Source organism: Paenibacillus sp. FSL K6-3182, from assembly GCF_037976325.1.
Taxonomy (GTDB): Bacteria; Bacillota; Bacilli; order Paenibacillales; family Paenibacillaceae; genus Pristimantibacillus.
The window spans coordinates 5,450,299-5,468,159 of record NZ_CP150265.1 but is presented as its reverse complement, the minus strand read 5'-3'; the positions used below and the strand labels follow the sequence as shown (position 1 = coordinate 5,468,159).

20 protein-coding genes and 1 pseudogene are annotated in these 17,861 nt (G+C 41.8%); 11 read left to right on the top strand and 10 right to left on the bottom strand.

Going from position 1 to position 17,861, the window contains the following annotated elements; genetic code table 11:
• The first annotated feature begins 62 nt into the window (after positions 1 to 62).
• From MHH56_RS24185 to MHH56_RS24175, 3 genes are all read left to right on the top strand, one after another.
• On the top strand, positions 63 to 1,466 hold the full coding sequence (locus tag MHH56_RS24185) for an ADP-ribosylglycohydrolase family protein (protein ID WP_339204209.1): 1,404 nt from the start codon (positions 63 to 65) through the stop codon (positions 1,464 to 1,466).
• A 39-nt stretch (positions 1,467 to 1,505) separates the two neighbouring features.
• The gene (locus MHH56_RS24180; protein ID WP_339204208.1) at positions 1,506 to 2,435 is read left to right on the top strand and encodes a ribokinase; all 930 of its coding nucleotides are present in this window, start codon (positions 1,506 to 1,508) and stop codon (positions 2,433 to 2,435) included.
• 710 nt (positions 2,436 to 3,145) lie between these two features.
• A complete protein-coding gene (locus MHH56_RS24175; protein WP_339204207.1) occupies positions 3,146 to 3,670 on the top strand; it encodes a transposase in 525 nt (174 codons plus the stop codon).
• A gap of 207 nt (positions 3,671 to 3,877) precedes the next feature.
• Here the strand turns inward: MHH56_RS24175 and MHH56_RS24170 are convergent, their stop codons facing one another.
• Both MHH56_RS24170 and MHH56_RS24165 read right to left on the bottom strand, forming a co-directional pair.
• Positions 3,878 to 4,153, bottom strand: a complete 276-nt coding sequence (locus MHH56_RS24170) for a translation initiation factor 2 (RefSeq protein WP_339204206.1) — start codon at positions 4,151 to 4,153, stop codon at positions 3,878 to 3,880.
• Positions 4,154 to 4,345: 192 nt separating this feature from the next.
• On the bottom strand, positions 4,346 to 4,939 hold the full coding sequence (locus MHH56_RS24165; RefSeq protein WP_339204204.1) for a ferritin-like domain-containing protein: 594 nt from the start codon (positions 4,937 to 4,939) through the stop codon (positions 4,346 to 4,348).
• A gap of 456 nt (positions 4,940 to 5,395) precedes the next feature.
• Between MHH56_RS24165 and MHH56_RS24160 the strand changes: the two genes are divergently transcribed.
• The 7 genes from MHH56_RS24160 (at position 5,396) to MHH56_RS24130 (ending at position 11,211) form a co-directional block, all read left to right on the top strand.
• Positions 5,396 to 6,553 (top strand): nucleotidyltransferase family protein, encoded by a 1,158-nt coding sequence (locus MHH56_RS24160; RefSeq protein WP_339204203.1) that lies wholly within the window; start codon positions 5,396 to 5,398, stop codon positions 6,551 to 6,553.
• Between the two features lie 136 nt (positions 6,554 to 6,689).
• A complete protein-coding gene (locus MHH56_RS24155; RefSeq protein WP_179089784.1) occupies positions 6,690 to 6,836 on the top strand; it encodes a hypothetical protein in 147 nt (48 codons plus the stop codon).
• 101 nt (positions 6,837 to 6,937) lie between these two features.
• Positions 6,938 to 7,732, top strand: coding sequence for a hypothetical protein (locus MHH56_RS24150; RefSeq protein WP_339204202.1), 795 nt, complete (start codon positions 6,938 to 6,940; stop codon positions 7,730 to 7,732).
• Positions 7,729 to 8,007 (top strand): PqqD family protein, encoded by a 279-nt coding sequence (locus MHH56_RS24145; RefSeq protein WP_339204201.1) that lies wholly within the window; start codon positions 7,729 to 7,731, stop codon positions 8,005 to 8,007. Before MHH56_RS24150 ends, MHH56_RS24145 begins: the two co-directional genes overlap by 4 nt.
• A 13-nt stretch (positions 8,008 to 8,020) precedes the next feature.
• On the top strand, positions 8,021 to 8,440 hold the full coding sequence (locus tag MHH56_RS24140; RefSeq protein WP_339204200.1) for a hypothetical protein: 420 nt from the start codon (positions 8,021 to 8,023) through the stop codon (positions 8,438 to 8,440).
• 37 nt (positions 8,441 to 8,477) lie between these two features.
• Positions 8,478 to 10,712 (top strand): ABC transporter ATP-binding protein, encoded by a 2,235-nt coding sequence (locus MHH56_RS24135; RefSeq protein ID WP_339204199.1) that lies wholly within the window; start codon positions 8,478 to 8,480, stop codon positions 10,710 to 10,712.
• Position 10,713: 1 nt separating this feature from the next.
• Positions 10,714 to 11,211, top strand: coding sequence for a DUF1854 domain-containing protein (locus tag MHH56_RS24130; RefSeq protein ID WP_339204198.1), 498 nt, complete (start codon positions 10,714 to 10,716; stop codon positions 11,209 to 11,211).
• A gap of 183 nt (positions 11,212 to 11,394) precedes the next feature.
• Here MHH56_RS24130 and MHH56_RS24125 read toward each other — a convergent pair whose 3' ends face one another.
• From MHH56_RS24125 to MHH56_RS24105, 5 genes and pseudogenes are all read right to left on the bottom strand, one after another.
• On the bottom strand, positions 11,395 to 11,538 hold the full coding sequence (locus MHH56_RS24125) for a hypothetical protein (protein ID WP_339204197.1): 144 nt from the start codon (positions 11,536 to 11,538) through the stop codon (positions 11,395 to 11,397).
• Positions 11,539 to 11,584: 46 nt separating this feature from the next.
• Positions 11,585 to 11,911 carry a WGxxGxxG family protein gene (locus tag MHH56_RS24120; protein ID WP_339204196.1) on the bottom strand — a complete coding sequence of 109 codons (327 nt, stop codon included), beginning with the start codon at positions 11,909 to 11,911 and terminating at the stop codon, positions 11,585 to 11,587.
• 133 nt (positions 11,912 to 12,044) lie between these two features.
• A pseudogene (locus MHH56_RS24115) lies at positions 12,045 to 12,500 on the bottom strand (peptidoglycan-binding protein); the annotation flags it as partial.
• A 210-nt stretch (positions 12,501 to 12,710) separates the two neighbouring features.
• Complete coding sequence (locus MHH56_RS24110) at positions 12,711 to 13,370, bottom strand: DUF2238 domain-containing protein (RefSeq protein ID WP_339204195.1); 660 nt, start codon at positions 13,368 to 13,370, stop codon at positions 12,711 to 12,713.
• Between the two features lie 975 nt (positions 13,371 to 14,345).
• Positions 14,346 to 14,585, bottom strand: coding sequence for a glycine zipper domain-containing protein (locus MHH56_RS24105; RefSeq protein WP_339204194.1), 240 nt, complete (start codon positions 14,583 to 14,585; stop codon positions 14,346 to 14,348).
• A gap of 148 nt (positions 14,586 to 14,733) precedes the next feature.
• On the opposite strand from MHH56_RS24105, the gene MHH56_RS24100 reads away from it, so the two are divergent.
• Positions 14,734 to 14,934 carry a hypothetical protein gene (locus MHH56_RS24100; RefSeq protein WP_339204193.1) on the top strand — a complete coding sequence of 67 codons (201 nt, stop codon included), beginning with the start codon at positions 14,734 to 14,736 and terminating at the stop codon, positions 14,932 to 14,934.
• Between the two features lie 160 nt (positions 14,935 to 15,094).
• Here the strand turns inward: MHH56_RS24100 and MHH56_RS24095 are convergent, their stop codons facing one another.
• From MHH56_RS24095 to MHH56_RS24085, 3 genes are all read right to left on the bottom strand, one after another.
• Positions 15,095 to 16,774 carry a ribonuclease J gene (locus MHH56_RS24095; RefSeq protein ID WP_339204192.1) on the bottom strand — a complete coding sequence of 560 codons (1,680 nt, stop codon included), beginning with the start codon at positions 16,772 to 16,774 and terminating at the stop codon, positions 15,095 to 15,097.
• Between the two features lie 128 nt (positions 16,775 to 16,902).
• Positions 16,903 to 17,052 (bottom strand): hypothetical protein, encoded by a 150-nt coding sequence (locus MHH56_RS24090; protein WP_339209716.1) that lies wholly within the window; start codon positions 17,050 to 17,052, stop codon positions 16,903 to 16,905.
• Between the two features lie 54 nt (positions 17,053 to 17,106).
• A complete protein-coding gene (locus MHH56_RS24085) occupies positions 17,107 to 17,454 on the bottom strand; it encodes an AMP-dependent synthetase and ligase (protein ID WP_339204191.1) in 348 nt (115 codons plus the stop codon).
• Positions 17,455 to 17,861: the final 407 nt, after the last annotated feature.

Sequence of the window (17,861 nt, the reverse complement as noted above, 5' to 3'; positions counted from 1 at the left end):
GCACTTCGCATTTGAGAATATATGTCATGCAGATCAATAATCGGACAAAGGAGATACAAATTATGTTGCCATCACTCACATTTCTTAAACGTCAATTGGAAGGAATTCTACGCAATAAATTTGAGCAAGGTTATCAAACCTCGGGTTATTTAGCCAAGCTGGTACAGCTTCCCGAAAGCTATGACGCCTATCTGGACTTCGCCCATAGTTTGGCTGCCATTCCAATGAGGGAGAATTGGACTTACTATGAGCCAAACGATTTAGAGGAGATATGGCAGGAATGTGATCCGACAAGGCCTCTCGGTCAGGTCGGAATCCTGAATTTTAAGGACAGTGCTAAGCGAGTAGAGGCGGGATTTCTAGCTTCCGTATGCGGCTCGATGCTGGGCAAGCCTATTGAGGTAAACCCCAGCCTTTCGGAATTGCATCAAGCGCTTGCATCGGTAGGGGAATGGCCGCTGAACGATTATATTTCTGATGAGATGCTAGATGCGTTGGGTCGTCGTCATTGGTCTTGGTATGAGACAGCTCGGGGAAAAATTCGTTATGTAGCACCTGATGACGATATCAATTACACAATAATGGGAATGATGGTGCTAGAGCAATTCGGCGAAGGCTTTACAAAAAGAAATATAAGAGATTTATGGATAAATCATCTTCCGATAAGTACAACTTGGGGTCCAGAGAGAGCCATCTTACTACGATCTGGGTTTAGCTATTTGGAGCATGATAGGGAAATATTCAATCATGCTGAAATAGAAGCTTGGCCTGACTTCTTGGTACAGGACACGGAACTATGCGGAGCAGCGATTCGTGCAGATGCTTACGGCTATGCCTGCCCCGGTCAACCAGCTCTTGCTGCCGAGCTGGCATGGCGGGATGCAAGCTTTACACACCGCCGTACCGGTATCTACGCTACCATGTTCATTGCTGCTGCGATTGCTGTCGCACATGTGCTTCGCGATCCGATTGAAATTATTAGTACTGCACTGCAATTCGTACCTAGAAGGAGCCGATTCTATGAGGCTGCTCAGGATTGCCAGCAGATGGTTGCAAATGCAGATAACTGGCTGGAAGCCTATGAGCGTATTAACCATAAGTATGCGAATTATTCCCACTGTCAGGTTTATCAGGAAATAGGGACCTTAATTAATACGTTTCGATTCGCAGAAAATGTCGGCGATGGGATATGCAAGCAGGTGATGCAAGGCAACGATACGGACAGCTTTGGGGCAACAGCTGGGTCTTTGCTAGGCGTTTATTTTGGTTCTAATAGCTTAGAAACAAGATGGCTTGAGCCTTTTGAGGATCGGATTCATACGGGGTTATCTTATTTTCATGAGCAAAAGCTTTCCCGTTTGACTGAACGGATGGGGCGTTTGCCAGAGCTGCTGCATACCGGCCAACATCGGATTCAACCAAGTGAGCTTTATGTGTACGAAAACACGGATATGAATAGGTTGTAGCTGCTGAAAGAATCCTAAAATGATTTGAGGTGTGTCCTTGTGGCAAACATACTTGTAATAGGCAGTATTAATATGGATGTAGTAAATCATGTGTTGAAACATCCTCTTCCTGGTGAAACGATTAAGAGCTTGAAAACGGATTATAATCCTGGAGGAAAAGGAGCAAATCAGGCAGCAGCAGCAGCACTAGCTGGCGCTCAGGTTATATTCATTGGAGCTGTTGGAAATGACCCATTCGCTTCGCAGTTATTGTCTGCAATCCGTGGGATTGGAGTCCAGTCCGATTTTGTGTTTAATAAAGATGGGAACTCGGGGTTAGCTTCAATTACAGTAGATGCATCAGGAGAAAATCATATTATTCTTACTGAGGGAGCTAATGGGTTGTTAACGGTAAATGATATAAAAGATTCTCTAGAGTTGTTTGATTCTGCCGATATTGTGATGCTTCAAAACGAAATTAATTGGGAAACTACGAGATATGTGATGGAAGAGTCCCATAAACGGGGAGTCAGTGTTTATTTTAATCCCGCCCCGGCAGTACAAATACCGCTGGATATATTTCATTTCATTGATGTGTTAATTCTGAATGAATCTGAAGCCGAATCCTTAACTGGAATTGCCGTATCTAATAATATTCAAGCCATTCAAGCATCTGCAAAATTAAGAGATAAAGGAGTTGGTAAAGTCGTACTGACATTAGGAAATAAAGGCTCATTGTTTACGGATAGTAATGATACGGTTACGCATGTCCCAGCCTTCGACGTACGAGCCGTTGATACGACAGCAGCTGGGGATACCTTCATAGGAGTATTAGCTGCAACGACTGGTTCGAAGGACATTTCGGAAGAGACTCTGCGAGTTGCTTCTGCTGCTGCGGCAATTAAGGTTACAAGAAAGGGTGCTCTAGCTAGTATTCCAAATAAATTGGAAATCGAGGAATTCTTAAGAGCTGCAAATTCTCATAAGTAATTATTTTATATTTTATAAGCTCATCGCTGCGTTCATTGTCTAAACAATTGCACAAAACGATGATGTAGATGAATGTTTATTTGCTTGGAGTGATTACCGACAGAGTCATAAAAAATTATTCGATCCATTCAATCTTTTGGCGCAATTAACCTTTTTTTATGGTCGTTTTATGATGGAAGTAGTCGGGAGAACGTGACAGCCCCTGGGGAATAACTCTGTACTAAAAACAGTTCTCCCACTACTCCCTACTACAATGTTTGAGCTGGTTGAGGCATTTGACCTCGTATCACAAGCTAAGCTGTGGAGTTGGAACCATTGTGGGGTTGCCGGTGAAGAAATAATTGGAGAAAATAAATGAGACCTGTTGTTGGCATTGATGTAGCAAAAGGAAAATCAGTCATACAAGCATTCATTAAACCTAATGTGCCCTATGGTTGAGACCAAGTGATCTGGCATACACCGAATGGTATAGAACGACTACTTCAAGTTTTAATCGAATTAGATAAGATGACTAAGATGAAGCCAGTTGTCATTTTAGAACCAACCGCACACTACCATCGTACTCTTGCTCAGCGAATACAAAGCGAAGGGTATGACATAAATACTTGTTAATCCTTTGCAGGCTCAAAGAGCGCGAAGAACAAGTCTGCGTAAGGTCAAAACAGATGCTTCAGATGCTTGGCACTTAGGAGACTTGCACTACGCGGTCGTTGTTGGATCAAGTATTTCCAGGATACGAGGGATTGTTTAAAGATTTGTTTTCTAAAACCTCTCTTAACCTGCTCGACATGTATTTGTCGCAAAAAGGTATCCAAAGTAGGGATGAAGAAGGATGGATTCAAGCTGTAAAGGAGGCAACAAGGGCCTCTCGTTCAGAAGCTTTGATGAAACGTAAAGTGGATCACTTAAAGACAGCTTTGATCCAGAATCCAGTTACACATGTCCCTTTCGGATTAGAAACAGCTCTGCGCAGCCTGCTCGTTGTTGTTCCTGAATTTCAATTGCAACTAACCAAACTTGAGAAAACCATATTGGAGTTGTCTGAAATGATTGAGGAAGTACAGTTATTGGAGACTATACCTGGTGTAGGGATGAAGATAGCTGCTTCAATTATTGCAGAAATTGGTGATGCCTCTCAATTTAGATACGCTAAACAATTAGTGGCATATGCAGGGCTTGATTATAAACTTCCATGTATATGGAGGTTTATTTGTTGTATCTATTTTTTAGTATAACAAATTTTAAACCACTCAAAAAGGTTAGCTTGACATACCATTAGCTGGTTTTTGTATAAAGAATCTCAAATTGTTTACTTTTTTAGGTGCTATTAAACAAAAAAATATTCAATGAGATCATTAAGAATTGGCTTCTTTTTGCTGCAACAGTCATTCCATGAGAAACAAATTGAACTATTTTAATTATAAGAAGTGTGAAAAATGAAATTAAAAAGCATTACTTAATGTTTTTTTGAATTGTTTTAATTCAGTTAATAAATGGTCTAACTGTTTTTGCGATGTTTCTAACTGTTTTAAATGTTTATTTTGGCTTTGAGAACTCTTGTTACTGGATTTCACTAATGCTTCTAGGGCAAGACCAGCAGCGATTGCTGTTATACTATCTCCTATTGTAGTGATGGATGCTCCAATAAATGCAAGTTTAGCAACCTGAATATCTGTTGTATCAGATGTTCCATTTAATTCGCTTTTATTGTTGTTCATAGTCATTCTCTCCCTGCGTAGATCAAAAGTTAATTTATTGCCTTAAGAGGTAAGGAGTTACTACTTTGATTCAAGTATCAGCGTAATTACGGAGAAACTTGACAAGTAGCAAGTGGAATATGGGATTGTATGTTAGATACCAAACCATGTAAAAAGAAAAGCCGAAATAGGAAACGGCTTCTGCTAAATTAATTAGTGGTGATTCATAAAATACAAAAACCAAACTGCATGATTTTGTTCATCTGCTGCAGCTTGTGTAAACAAATCTTTAATAACAGGATTATCAGTTTTTCTTGCTATCTCATGATAAAAATCAACAGTTTCTTGCTCAGCATTAAATGCTACGGATACTCCTTTTTGAAAATCTGTTTTGCATTCTTCTGTTCTTTCTGGAATTGGTTGTTTTCCAGTTAACCATGTGTATATTTGCGAAAACATGTTAAAATGTCTAATTTCATCATTTCTTATTTCGAGTATTTTATTTTTAATATCAGCGGTTGGAGCTTGATTTGCTAGTTGTTCATAGCAGTAAATGGCAGAATATTCTCCATTTAAAGTTTTTGATAATTCTTCAATACCAATAAACATCATATCTTCAGAAGGATTTTGTGTCTGATTTAACGCAAGAAAATGTTTTTCAACTTCGTTTAAGTGTTTGCGGTATTCGCCGCCATAGTAGAGATGCAATGGATGGTCCATATATTCATATTTATCAGCAAGCATTTTGTAAGTTGAAGCCAGTTTCAAATGATATTGCCATGCTAATCTATTACTTATTCTATTCAAAAGATTCACTCCTTAAAATTAGGCTCAAACCCATCATATGCAGTTACCTATTAGTGGGAGTGGGCTTTCTCTATAGAAACATCACTGAATATTGAGGAACGTATGAGGGGAAGTGTTTGCTATTTAATTACCTGAATTGAAATTTTGCCTTCTAAGACTACGGATGAAAAAGATATTGTTTCATGACTAAAATAATATTTCTTCCCTTTAAACAGGTGATCGGAATTAGAAGACTGTCTAGAAAGGCTAATTGCCTTTTTTTGGTGGGTCTTTTCGTTTTATAGGTGGTGAAATGCTATTACTGCACGCTGAAGACAGGCGCTTTATCTTAGCACCGGATAACCGATTTATCTTCGAAGATTAGAAAATTTTCTCAATTGGCTTCGTACGCATACCCCCACAAACGACATTATAAATCCGAAACTAGTTTATTAACGAAAGTGAAAGGAGCGGCTCATGAAACACTCGAAAGCGGTAACGCTTATAAGCCGGATCTACCAAAACCAACATCCGTTATTTGATTCCGAGGAGACGGCTAAAGCAGCAATTGACGATATCGATATTTTCCAAGTCGCTCCCCAAGTTTATTATTTATTGAAGAGCAGCGGCTTATTGGAAGCCGTGCCTTCCGAGCACCGAAGCAGGCTTAAATCGGGCGTGGATGCTGTTTTGTTTCAAAACATGCTGATCCGCTCCGAGATGTACAAGCTTCTTGATGCGTTTGAGCGTTCAGGAATTCAAGTGATCGTGCTGAAAGGCATTCGGCTGTCTGAACGTTTTTTTGGACATTTTTCGGGCAGGGGAACATCCGATATCGATCTGCTTGTACGTCCAGAAGATTTGGATAAGGCGGTTGCCCTATTGGAGCGCCATGAGTTTATCCGGTATATAGAAGACGATGCGGATCATTTCCATACGCTGTTGAATAAATTTTATGCGAATGAGGATTTCCCGCTGCTCGGGGTGGAGCTGCATTGGAATATTTTGCGCGAACATGTCTCGGATACGGATATGAGCAGCTTTTGGATGGATGCAGAACCGATTTCTCCCTATCAGTTGGTGAAGGAGCTTTCGGCCAAGGACACCTTTTACTACCTATGCCTTCATGGCTATAACCATAATATGTTATCACTGAAGTACGTTATCGATATTTTGCACGTCCTGAGATGCTGCAGCGCAGAAATAGACTACGGCCAGCTCTTTGCACAGGCAAAGAGCGATGGGAACTATGCCAAAGTACTAATTGCGCTGACAATTGTCTATGACTTGTTTCCCGAGCTGCATGAAACCAAGCCGCTAAACGTACGGAGACGCTGGCCGCTTTGGAATATCGAACTGATGCGAAATGCCCAATTCGGGATCAGAAACTGGCGATTTTATGGCTTCCATCTGTTTTCTGCCTTCGTCGCCTACGATTCGGTTAAACAACAGTGGGCGCATCTGCGTTATTTACTGCTGCCGCCAAGAGATTATGCCTTAGACCTATTAAAGTATGCCAATAGATCAGATGTCCCGGATTCGAATGCGCCGATGAGCAAAATCTATGCCAAAATCTATAAGAGAAGACTACAATTTTGGATTCGAACCATTCGTGCCAAACAAAAGAAGAATTAAATCAAATATTCTCGTTTTAGATATACAAAAAGCAGGTATTAATACATTTTATCGTAGTATTATTTTACTAAATTTCATAAATATCATTGACTATAACTATAATATGACATAAATTCCTTGAAAGGAGGTGAACGAAATGAAAAAATATGAAGCTCCTAAAGTACTTACGCAGCATACTGTCGAATTTGGAACAGCAAGACCAAGCGATAAAGTCGGTGGCTACGAATGGTGCCAAAAACGTAATTTTAAACCTATGTTTTGCAGGCATTTTATCGGAGGTTAACTAGAAAGCAATGATAGATTTTATCTGAGAAGCGGAGCTAACGATCGAGTTTGCTCCCTTTTTATTCTCAGGAATAACTTCTGAAGAACGGGCGGTGCATAATGATGTACACATTGCATACACAGGTCGGCAGGAGTTCGATCGATTTTCAAATTCAAACTACCTTTTTATATGATGAATTGACCGCGCGTTTTCGTTCCTTTGAAGCAAGCAGAAATCTTGAAGCGCCTAACATTCACGTGGAGGTCTATGACTTTTACGGGAAACCTTTCGACGACGGTCCTGTCGAGATTCAAGAGAACGGCAGCGAATATGTCTATATCCGTGCGGACTATAAGCTGGTGACAACACCTGATTACAGCCAGGCAAAAATTTATGTTCACGATGACCTTGCACTCAAGCACGCCTTAATCAATCTCTACAGCGCCTGGCTGATCCATCGGCGCGCAGGGCTGCTCATCCATTCGTCATGCGTGGTGGAGGATGACCGCGCTTGGATGTTCGCCGGGCCATCAGGAGCAGGCAAGTCGACGGTAGCTGATCTTTCCGTTCCCCGTCCTATTCTTTCCGATGAGGCTACGCTCCTATTGTTTGAGCCGGATGGTTCGATTACAATCCACGATTCCCCATTTCGGAGTGAAATGGAAGAAGCATGCGAGCTTCCAAGCAGTCCTTTGGCAGGCATTCATTTTCTGATCCAATCGCAGGATGTAAGGCGGGTAGGTATCCGCAAAGGCGACGCGCTGATTTCACTTCTTGATAAGGTTTTTTATTGGGAGCATAACAAGCTGGAAACGGCAAAGATGATTGCGCTTTGCAAGCAGGCGGTAGAAGGCGTACCGGCTTATGAGCTATATTTTCAGAAAAACGATACCTTTTGGGGAGTGATATCATGACGATACTGGCAGACCAAACACTGCTGAGACGGGAAAATATCGAGACGGCTGAGCTGGATGGCGAGTGGCTGCTGCTGAACATCGACACCCACGCCATCACGAAAGTGAACGAGCTTGGAGGTTATATTTGGTCGATTCTTCCCGAATTTCCAACTGTCGCGGAGCTGGCAGAAAAAGTACATACCGAATATGGCGTTGAGATGGAAGTTGTCCTCGATGACGTTCAGGCGTTTGTTGAGATGCTGATTGAGGCCGGACTGCTAATAAATGCATGATTTGACGCCAGTTATGTCAGCAGTAATCCAGCGAACCGGAAAGATCGAGCTGCCCTCTGCGGGTATCAGCATGTATCCCTTGATCAAGGAAGGAAACGTAAGCACTTTCTTGTCCGTGCAACGGGAAAAATTGAAACTTGGCGATATATGTTTATTTGTTACGGACCAAGGTGCGTTGATCGGACACAGGCTGTACGCCGTAAAGCAGGACGGCTCAAAGGAATTATTTATCTTCAAGGGAGATACATGCTATGAGCCGGATGATCCCGTACCGTTCACAAGCATTCTGGGACGATGGTCCGGCGTTCGCCGTAACAACCGTTTTCAAGCTTCGAATCATTGGAGATCCAGGCTGCTTGCTGTACTGGCTTTGCGTGTACCTAAATGGCACAAAGTGATTCGATGGTGCGCAGAAAGAAACGAGCGTATGTAACTGCCGGAAAGTGACATTGACAAAGGAGTATTTTAAATTGAAAACGGAGAATGCGAAGCGGGAAGCTGGTAAACCTGTTAACGGCGTCGCAGTCAAACAACAGGATACGGAGAATCCATGGCTCCGTATAAGGGCGGATGTGGATCTCACCCTACGACGATTTCGGCATTACGAGGTTATTTTCAAGACTTTGACCATGGAAATGGTGGACGGGCAAGGGAAAACCATCATGACCTTCCATAAGAATAACATGATCGATGTATCCGTTCGCGAGGCTTTCGGCGGAGCATCGTTTTTTATTATAACTGGTGATGGCGAGATAGAAGCTGCGAGATTCTCACTTCCGTACATCGAGCCTTTCCGACAGGCTATTCCCGCGATAAGGAACTGGTTGGCGGAAGGGGACGAAACTGGAGGTCTTACCCTCCCAGCTCTAGAAGAAAGTACGGAAACGTATAGATGCTCAAAATGCGACAAAACCGCCTCTCCCGGAACAAGCAAGTGTTTAAATTGCAGCAGCAAATGGTCCTTGCTGCGCAGGTTGGCGGCTTATTGTACCCCGTACCGAAGCCCCATGCTGGTAAGTGCGCTGCTGCTTGTTTTATCCGTATTTATTGAAGTGATCCCACCCTATTTGATCAAAATGATTGTGGATGAAGTGGCCAAACCGTCTGGAAGCTTGAATATGCTTTTTGCCTTGGCAAGCGGTTTGGCCCTTGTACAGGTGTTATCTGCTGCGATGCAAGTCATCCGAAGCTACCTTGGCGTTCGAATAGGCGGGAAACTGGTAGGGGCGATCCGCCGGGATATGTTCGGCGCTTTAATGAAGCTTTCGATGCGCTTCTTCGATCACCGCCAGGTCTCTCAATTTATCGGCCGTATCCAGGATGATACCGATGAATTAAAAGAATTTTTGACAAACGGCATGGTGTATCTAGTCACGCAGATGCTGCTCGCCGTAGGCATCCTGTTTATGCTATTCCATCTGAATTGGCAGCTGGCAGCGATGATTCTGATCCCGACCCCATTCTTGTTTGCCGGATTCTATTGGCTGTGGAAGAGGCTGAGCTCACTTTGGTATTCGCAATGGCAATCTGCTTTGCATGTCAACAATGTGATTGGCGAAGCGCTACAAGGCATTCGAGTCATTAAAGCCTTTGCGCAGGAAAATGCCGAGAAAAACCGTTTTGACAAGGTGAATAATCATTGGATCAATCGCACGATTTCCTTCGGTAATCTTTGGCTTGGCGTATCTCCGATTTTTACGGTACTGACGGCTGTGTTCGGCATCGCTGTTTGGTATTTGGGAGGACGATCGGTCATGTCCGGCACCATGTCTATTGGAACATTGACCGCCTTTACGACCTATTTGCTCATGTTCTTCGGGCCTGTTCAAGCCTCCGGACAGCTATTAAGCTGGCTTAACCGCTCGCTTGGCTCGGCCGAACGGATTCTCGAAATCATCGATGCGAAGGTTGATGTCCCTGATAAGCGGGACGCGGTAGAGCTTTCTTCCGTGTCTGGCGAGATCCGCTTTCATGGTGTACGTTACGGGTATGAAGTGGAACGACCGGTGCTAAAAGATATTAACCTCACTATACGTCCCGGTGAAATGATCGGGCTGGTTGGCCGCTCCGGTGCAGGGAAAACGACTCTCATAAACATGATTTGCCGATTTTATGACCCGAATGCTGGAAGCGTTGCGCTTGACGGGCACGACTTGAGAGATATCCGGCAGGAGAGTCTCCGGAAGCATATTGGCGTCGTGCTTCAGGAAACGTTTTTGTTCGATGGTACGATTGCCGAGAACATAGCCTACGGCCGTCCGGATAGTCCGCCGGAGACCATTATCGCAGCTGCCCACGCCGCGAATGCCCACGATTTTATTTGTCGTCTGCCGGAAGGCTACGATACGCGCGTCGGGGAACGCGGACACCGTTTATCGGGCGGGGAGAAACAGCGTATCGCAATTGCGAGAGCGCTGCTGCTTGATCCGGAGATTTTGATCTTAGATGAAGCGACAGCATCTGTTGATACGGAGACGGAGCGGCTCATTCAAGAAGCGTTAAGCCGCTTAATCCGGGGAAGAACCACTATCGCGATTGCCCATCGCTTATCCACTTTACGTCATGCAGACAGGCTTGTAGTCCTCGACCAAGGCCGCATTGTTGAAATGGGGACGCATGAAGAGCTTTACGCGAAACAAACGCATTATTATCGTTTGGTCGAATCGCAAAAACAAACAGCGAAAATACCATCGGAGGTCGGATAAGATGAACCCGTTATTCTTTTTAAGCCGCTCGGAGCTAAGTCAAATCCGTTTGTTCCGATCTTCTGAAGGTATTTTGCATTTGGAGCAGGAAGGTAAGGGGTTTGCCCGCGTAACACTTATTCGCAGTTTTCCGTATACAATGCCCGACAGGTTCATCTCGGTTCGCTCGGCGGAAGGGCGTGAAATTGCAATGATACAGGATGTGAAGCTTCTCACGGAAGATAGCTTTCAGGCGGTACGAGAAGAGCTTGACCGAAATTATATGATTCCTGTCATTAAACAAATCCTGACTGTTAGAAAAAGAGGCAGCAAGTGGTATTTGCAGGTCGATACGAATTATGGCCCGGCAGCATTGGTCATGGATAACCTTCATGAAAATATCCAACCCGTAACGGAAAGCCGCTGGATGGTAACGGACAATGAAGGCCGCCGCTTCGAGCTGTCCGATCCAGAGCAGATGGATGCCCGAAGCCGTGAATATTGGAAGAAGCTGATCTGATTAACGGTTTGTAAAAGTCAGGAGGTATTCGTATGGGAAAAAAAGGGTCATCCTCTTATGAAAACACTGATTTTTTTGTTAACTACTTATCGGGAAGAAACCGCGCAGACTCTGTCAATACCTATCAAATGAATACACCCGCGCGCCTTAGGGAGGCTGTACAACTTCCAAATTACCATTGTTTCAGCTAATTTGTCCGCTGAATACTTCTTCGATTCGTTTAGGGTACAAAGATATTGGAGATTTGTTGTAGTTGTTGTAGTTGTTGTAGTGCCATTTGATGTCCTTGTATAGCTGTTTGAATACAAGCACAATTATCGCAAACAAATACCCCCAGTGAAACTGAGGGTATTTAAGTAATCTAATTCAACATTTAAGCACGATCACGATCTCGAGCACGATTTCTAGCACCCGCTAATCCAAGTAAACCTAAAAGACCAAGCCAACCCCAATTTGAACCACGATTATCTGATGTTGCATTTGTTCTATAGTTGTTAGCGTTCAAAGATGTATTGTAATTATTGGTTCGATAATTTTGATAGTCATCTGTATTTAATGCACGATTAGTGTCATTAGTGACGCGATTGACATCGTAACGAAGCTCTTGTCCCGGTGTATTAGCGTTACTTTCCGCTGATACAGAAATTGAGTTGAACATCATTAAACAGCTGATAAAGCCAATTAATAAAATATTTTTCATTTGATTACCTCGCTCTGTTTTGATTTTAATACAATGATATGTTTTGTAGTAAAGCTTAAATTTATACAAAAAATTAATTGTCATTAAAGGCGTGGCGGAAAATGTTTTGCGTCATTGGGCTCTCACGTTTCTTTTATTCCAACAATCCCAATTCCTCATATACCTTATTTGATACAACACCGTTCTGCGCCAAATGATGATCACGTTGAAAATGTTTTACAGCTGTGGTTGTATTCGAGCGAAATTTTCCATTACATATTCCATTAAAGTATCCGGAGCTCTTTAAACGAGACTGAATTAGTTGTACATCTTCTCCGACGTCACCTTCCGCCAAATCCCTCGGTTCATGATTCGGATCCCCCAATATGTGTCCATATATCGTTACTTTAGCCCCGAGTGGAATCATTTCGAATAATTCAATGACATCATTGTTGCGCATACGTATACAACCGTGACTCAAATGCTGCCCGATAGAAAACGGTTTGTTCGTGCCGTGAATGCCATAATTCCCCCAAGGGACGTTTAATCCTAGCCATCGTGGACCAAAAGAGGGACCCCAGTTTTCTCCCTTGTATACGACTTTGTATTCCTTGTTAGTTTGTATCTAAGAATTGGGGTGTAGAAAGCAATTCCGTTATCAGTAAGCAATGTATCACATTCTTCAATCTCCATCTTTGCTTGATCAATGAGAGCATCCAGTATTTTTTTAAGTCTTTGATATCTCCTCCTGAGATATTATATCCATTAGTGGATAATGCATAGATTAACGCAATTGCCTTGAATTTGGGCGAAATATAGATTAGTCTGAAACTGAAGCAGCATTATCACCTTTCCAAATTATCCATACCAGAATACCCATCGATACGACTCCACCAAGTAATCCTAATGCCATATCTTTTTGCGTATCAAAGATATCACCTTGCATTCCAACAAATTTGGCTTCGCCACCAGATCCGGCTACTAAGGCCGCAGACATTTCTAAGATCTCGAATAGTGCGCTAAAACTGAGCACAACGGCAACTGGAAGAGCTATTGACCAAATTCCGTGTAACTTAACTTTGGATTTTAAAATCTCATAGAATGGAAAAGCAAAGAACAATCCAAAGAAGAAATGAACGACTCGATCGTAATAGCTTCTTCTTGTATGAAATAATGTTTTTAGCCAATGGTCAAATGGTGTGCCTTCATATGTATAATGTGCCGCATAAGTATGAAGACAAAAGAAAACAAGCATCAGAAGATAGGACAGATTTGAAAAACGAAACCATTTATAAGTAAAAATAAGGATAAGGATAACCAAGATTAGCGGTAAGCTATCAGCTAGCCATTGAGATCGCTCAGTGGGTGATATGGCCATAAGACCAAAAAATAGAATGAAGATGAAGATCATGAATTTTAAAGGTTTATTTCGAGCAAAAGGAATGCTTGTACTTGTCCAATCCATTCGTTCTTTAGTCATGGGAATTTCACTCCTTACATTGGTGATCGTATGATTCCCGGTTATAGGAAAATAAATACAGAACGCTGGCAAGAAATGAATCAGCAAATCAAATTTTAGTGGAAGCCAAAATTATCGGAGCAAAAAAAGAGTGAATACCTAAGACCGTGGGAGGTGCTAGATGCAAGAGAAGTAACGTGGTGCTTTCTAAATGGGATGCTGGGATAGTATTAATCCCAGACAACCCAATTGGAATAGAAGTCATTTAGATGATCCAGACGGTAAGTAATTATAGATCTGGTGGAGTAAAGACTTTAATTGCTTATTTGGACGAGGTTCCAGAAGATCAAGCTCATTAAATGTACTTACAATGTGGCGGCCTTTTAATCGAATGTACGGTTTTAGTTTTTTTGATTTCTTCTTCATGCTAATCACTAAGACCTCCTGAAATTTATGATAATGGATTATTTTATGTCTAAGGAAGGCAGATCGCCTGTGCATTCGCCAAAAGTGTTGTATCTAAAGGGTTATATAGATGACTTGCTGTGAGTGCGATAGAGCAACAAAATTCGTTGAATGCAGAAATACATGGAAGGACTAATGGGATGCTTAACGGAAGAAGTACCCGAGCAGCCGAATGTATGAAGCTAACGGTCCTACCTTACATAAAAAATACCCTCCAGATGTTTGGGAGGGCTAGACGGACTTAGATAAGTTGAATAAGTTGTTCAGCATGAGCGAGTTGTTGTGAATTGTGAATTTTGAATGTTTGCTTATTGTTGTTCCTCCAAGTTTTTGTAATTTGTTTTTTTGACTAGCTTATTTTGCCATTGATATTTAGATTTTCACCTAATTTAAAAACAAATAATGCTGCATATTCGATTTATTTCGAAATGCAGCATTAGGAAGTGAAGATTTATTTATTTTGACCATCTCAAAACAATTTTAATTGCATTCACACATCTAATACCTAACTGAATCTGGTGACTAACCATTTTAATCCTTTCGGTGAGCTTCGTCGTTGTTATCGTCAGCAGCTTCTCCAACCTTATTTCCCAATGCTGCGCCTACGATACCGCCAACAACAGTTCCAACAGGACCCAAAGCAGAGCCTACGACTGCACCTGCAGCAATACCACCCGCCGTTCCTACAGCTTTTCCGATGTCAGCTTCATCCGTATTGTTACTATTTTGGTCAGAATCAAGATTTCGATTGAGTTCTTCATTTTTAGTCATTTAATTTCACTCCTTCGTTTTAATGACAGCTGCTATATTTACCGTAGTCACAATGAATATCATGTCCTAAATAGTATGAAAGGATTCATTTCTTGATGAGCTTGAAGCTATTGCGCGGTAATCGATCCGGACAAAGGGATGTGTAAGGATGTCTCGCATGCTGAATTCGCTGCTTCAATGCTTGGATGAATTAAAATCGGAGAGTATATTACATGCTGCAACCATTTTGGATGCAGAATTGGATTCTGTAATATGGGGAAGATTTGATACAAAAATGAAATATGATGCCCCAACAGATTCAGAGACGTTTACTGGAAGGATGACTCACGAATTCGGAAACGATTTTTAGTATGGATACAAAAACACGTCTCTTTTTTGCAATGAAAATATCCCCACCAAGGTTCACTCAATCTTCATGTAACAACACGAAGTTTTTTGAGTGTCTACTTAAAGGGGATAATACCATACCTTAAATTGAAGCAAGGGGGATTTGTAATTATGTGGATTCATTACACTTCAATGATGATTGGTAAAACCATTGGCCGTCTTTTTGTTTTTGCATAAAGCAGCTTACTTGTAGATTCTTTAATACGATGTTTTAATATAGACCATTTACCGTCGTTTCCATTTTCCTGTAAGTCAGCAATGGTTTTCGTCACAAGTCGACCTACTTCGCCTAATAAAGCTTCGGATTCTCTAACGTATACGAAACCTCTGCTAATAATATCAGGCCCGGATAGTACGGAGCCTTCTATACGACTAAGAGTGACAACAACAACAAGGATGCCATCCTCGGCAAGATGTTTTCGATCGCGTAATACAATGTTTCCGATGTCGCCAATGCCTAAACCATCGATAAGTGTATTACCTGCGGTAACTTTCCGTGTTTGTTGTACTTGATTTCCTGATAGGTCAAGAACATCTCCGTTATTCATTATATATATATTATCCTTCTCTACTCCAACAGACTCAGCAAGTAAGCGATGCTGGTATAACATGCGATATTCTCCGTGGATAGGGATGAAATAGGTTGGTTTCATTAGCGTAAGCATAAGTTTAAGCTCTTCTTGGCTGCCGTGACCAGACACATGCATTCCTGTCGCTACACCTGATCCATGAATAACATGAGCCCCAAGCATATACAGATGGTCTATCATGCTAGCAACGTTCTTTTCATTCCCTGGAATTGGTGATGACGCGAGGATAACAGTATCACCAGAAGATATTTCTGTATGTGGATAGGTGGAGCTAGCGAGACGCGAGAGTGCAGCCATCGGTTCACCCTGACTTCCCGTACACAATACCGCAACTCTTTCTCTCGGGAGGTGATTGGCTTCTTTTGCTTCAATGATCATGCCTTCGGGAATGTGGATATAACCGAGCTCCTGAGCAATCGTTACGACGTTGATCATGCTGCGACCAAGCAGCAGGAGCTTGCGGTTTGTTAGAATAGAAGCATCCACAACCTGCTGTAAGCGATTAATGTTGGAAGCAAAGGTGGACAAAAATATTTTATTTGTTGCTTTCTGAAAAGCATCTGCGATTTTTTCCCCTACCAATCGTTCAGAAGGAGTAAAACCTGGTCGCTCAGCGTTCGTGCTCTCGGATAATAAAGCAAGCACCCCTTCTTCACCAATTTTCGCCATCCTATGAATGTCTGGGAATTGTTTATTGGAAGGAGAGAGATCAAATTTGAAGTCACCCGTATGAACGACCGTACCTTCTGGCGTCTTTAATACGATACCAACACAGTCTGGAATGCTATGGTTTGTACGAAAAAAAGAAAGCTGAAAGCTTCTTCCTAATTCAATAAATGAGTCTGTTTTAATTTCATGAAATAAGGCTCCTTTGAGACGATGTTCGTTTAGCTTTCCCTTGATTAAACCGAGTGTTAGACGAGTTCCATATACAGGAATATTTAGCTGTTTCAATATATAAGGAATTCCGCCGATATGATCTTCATGTCCGTGCGTGATCACTAATGCGCGTACTTTTTCTTGATTCTCCAGCAAATAGGAAATGTCAGGGACGATTAGATCTATGCCGGGCAGACTCTCGTCTGGAAATTTAGAGCCACAGTCAATGACAATGATGTCGTCAGCGTATTGGATGACATACATATTCTTTCCGATTTCGAATACACCGCCAAGGGCAAAAATAGATAGTTTATTCAACTCTTTATTATTCATCTCCAACAAACCTCCGCATCATTGGTAAATGGCTATACAAAACAGGAAAAAACCCTGCTTTTCAACAGGGTTTTTCCTATCAGGAAGCAGCTTATATTCAAAAATCCTAGCATTCAAATCGTAACAAACTAGACTATGTTCACTCGGAAGTATAGTTTTCCGCGAGTATTGTTGCTTTGGAAGGAATACTGCATCATGGTGCGCAGTTCACGAAACTGACTGCCGAGCGTATTCTGAAGAACATTAGCAACGGCTAGATAGGGTCTAACTACAGCGATTTCATTAATTAAACCCTCTTTTAGAAATGAAATTTATCCCTTATTCCTATTTCATTAATGAGAATAGTTGTTAAAGCCTTGTTGTTGTTGATGGTTGTTCATAGCTGAATATGCAGTCATTTGTGTTTGTGATGACTGAGCCACTTGGTTGCAGATGGTTGAGATTTGGTGTAATTGTTGAAGTGCTGTTTGATGGCCTTGCAGAGCGGTTTGTATAATTTGAGCGGCTTGCTGTTCACGTTGTGCTATTTGTTCCAGTGCTTTTGCATTATTGAGTTCTTGGTTTAACAATTGTTGATATTGCCCTGATGCTTGCTGAGTTTGGTTCACCAATTGTTGGATAAGTTGTTCGGCATGAGCAAGTTGTTGCGAAATCTGATTGTTGGACTGAAACTGGTACAAATGAATTCCTCCTGTTGGATATTTTGGATTTTCTGACCTGATTAGAATGACTCAAACTAAGATGGAATATTCAATTTCTTCTAAATTTAATTTTCATATCCATGAGCTGCCGATTCATAGTCAAAAGGCATTAATACCGAAATTGGCGAAATGAACAAAGGACGTACAAAGTCGTTCAGCCTTTTGGGCGTATCAACGTTTTTGGAAACGGAGTGCTTATGAGGTCAGATTAGAGGGACAGTATTCTTTGAGATCATTAGGTTCGCATCTATTCTCAAACCAGAATTTAATGCACTTGAGTAATGTAGTCTGCTGCATTATCAAAATGATCATTTCCCCATCTAATCTAAGGAAGCAGCCAATCATTATGATTGACTGCTTCGAGGTTTTTATTAATAGTTAATTAA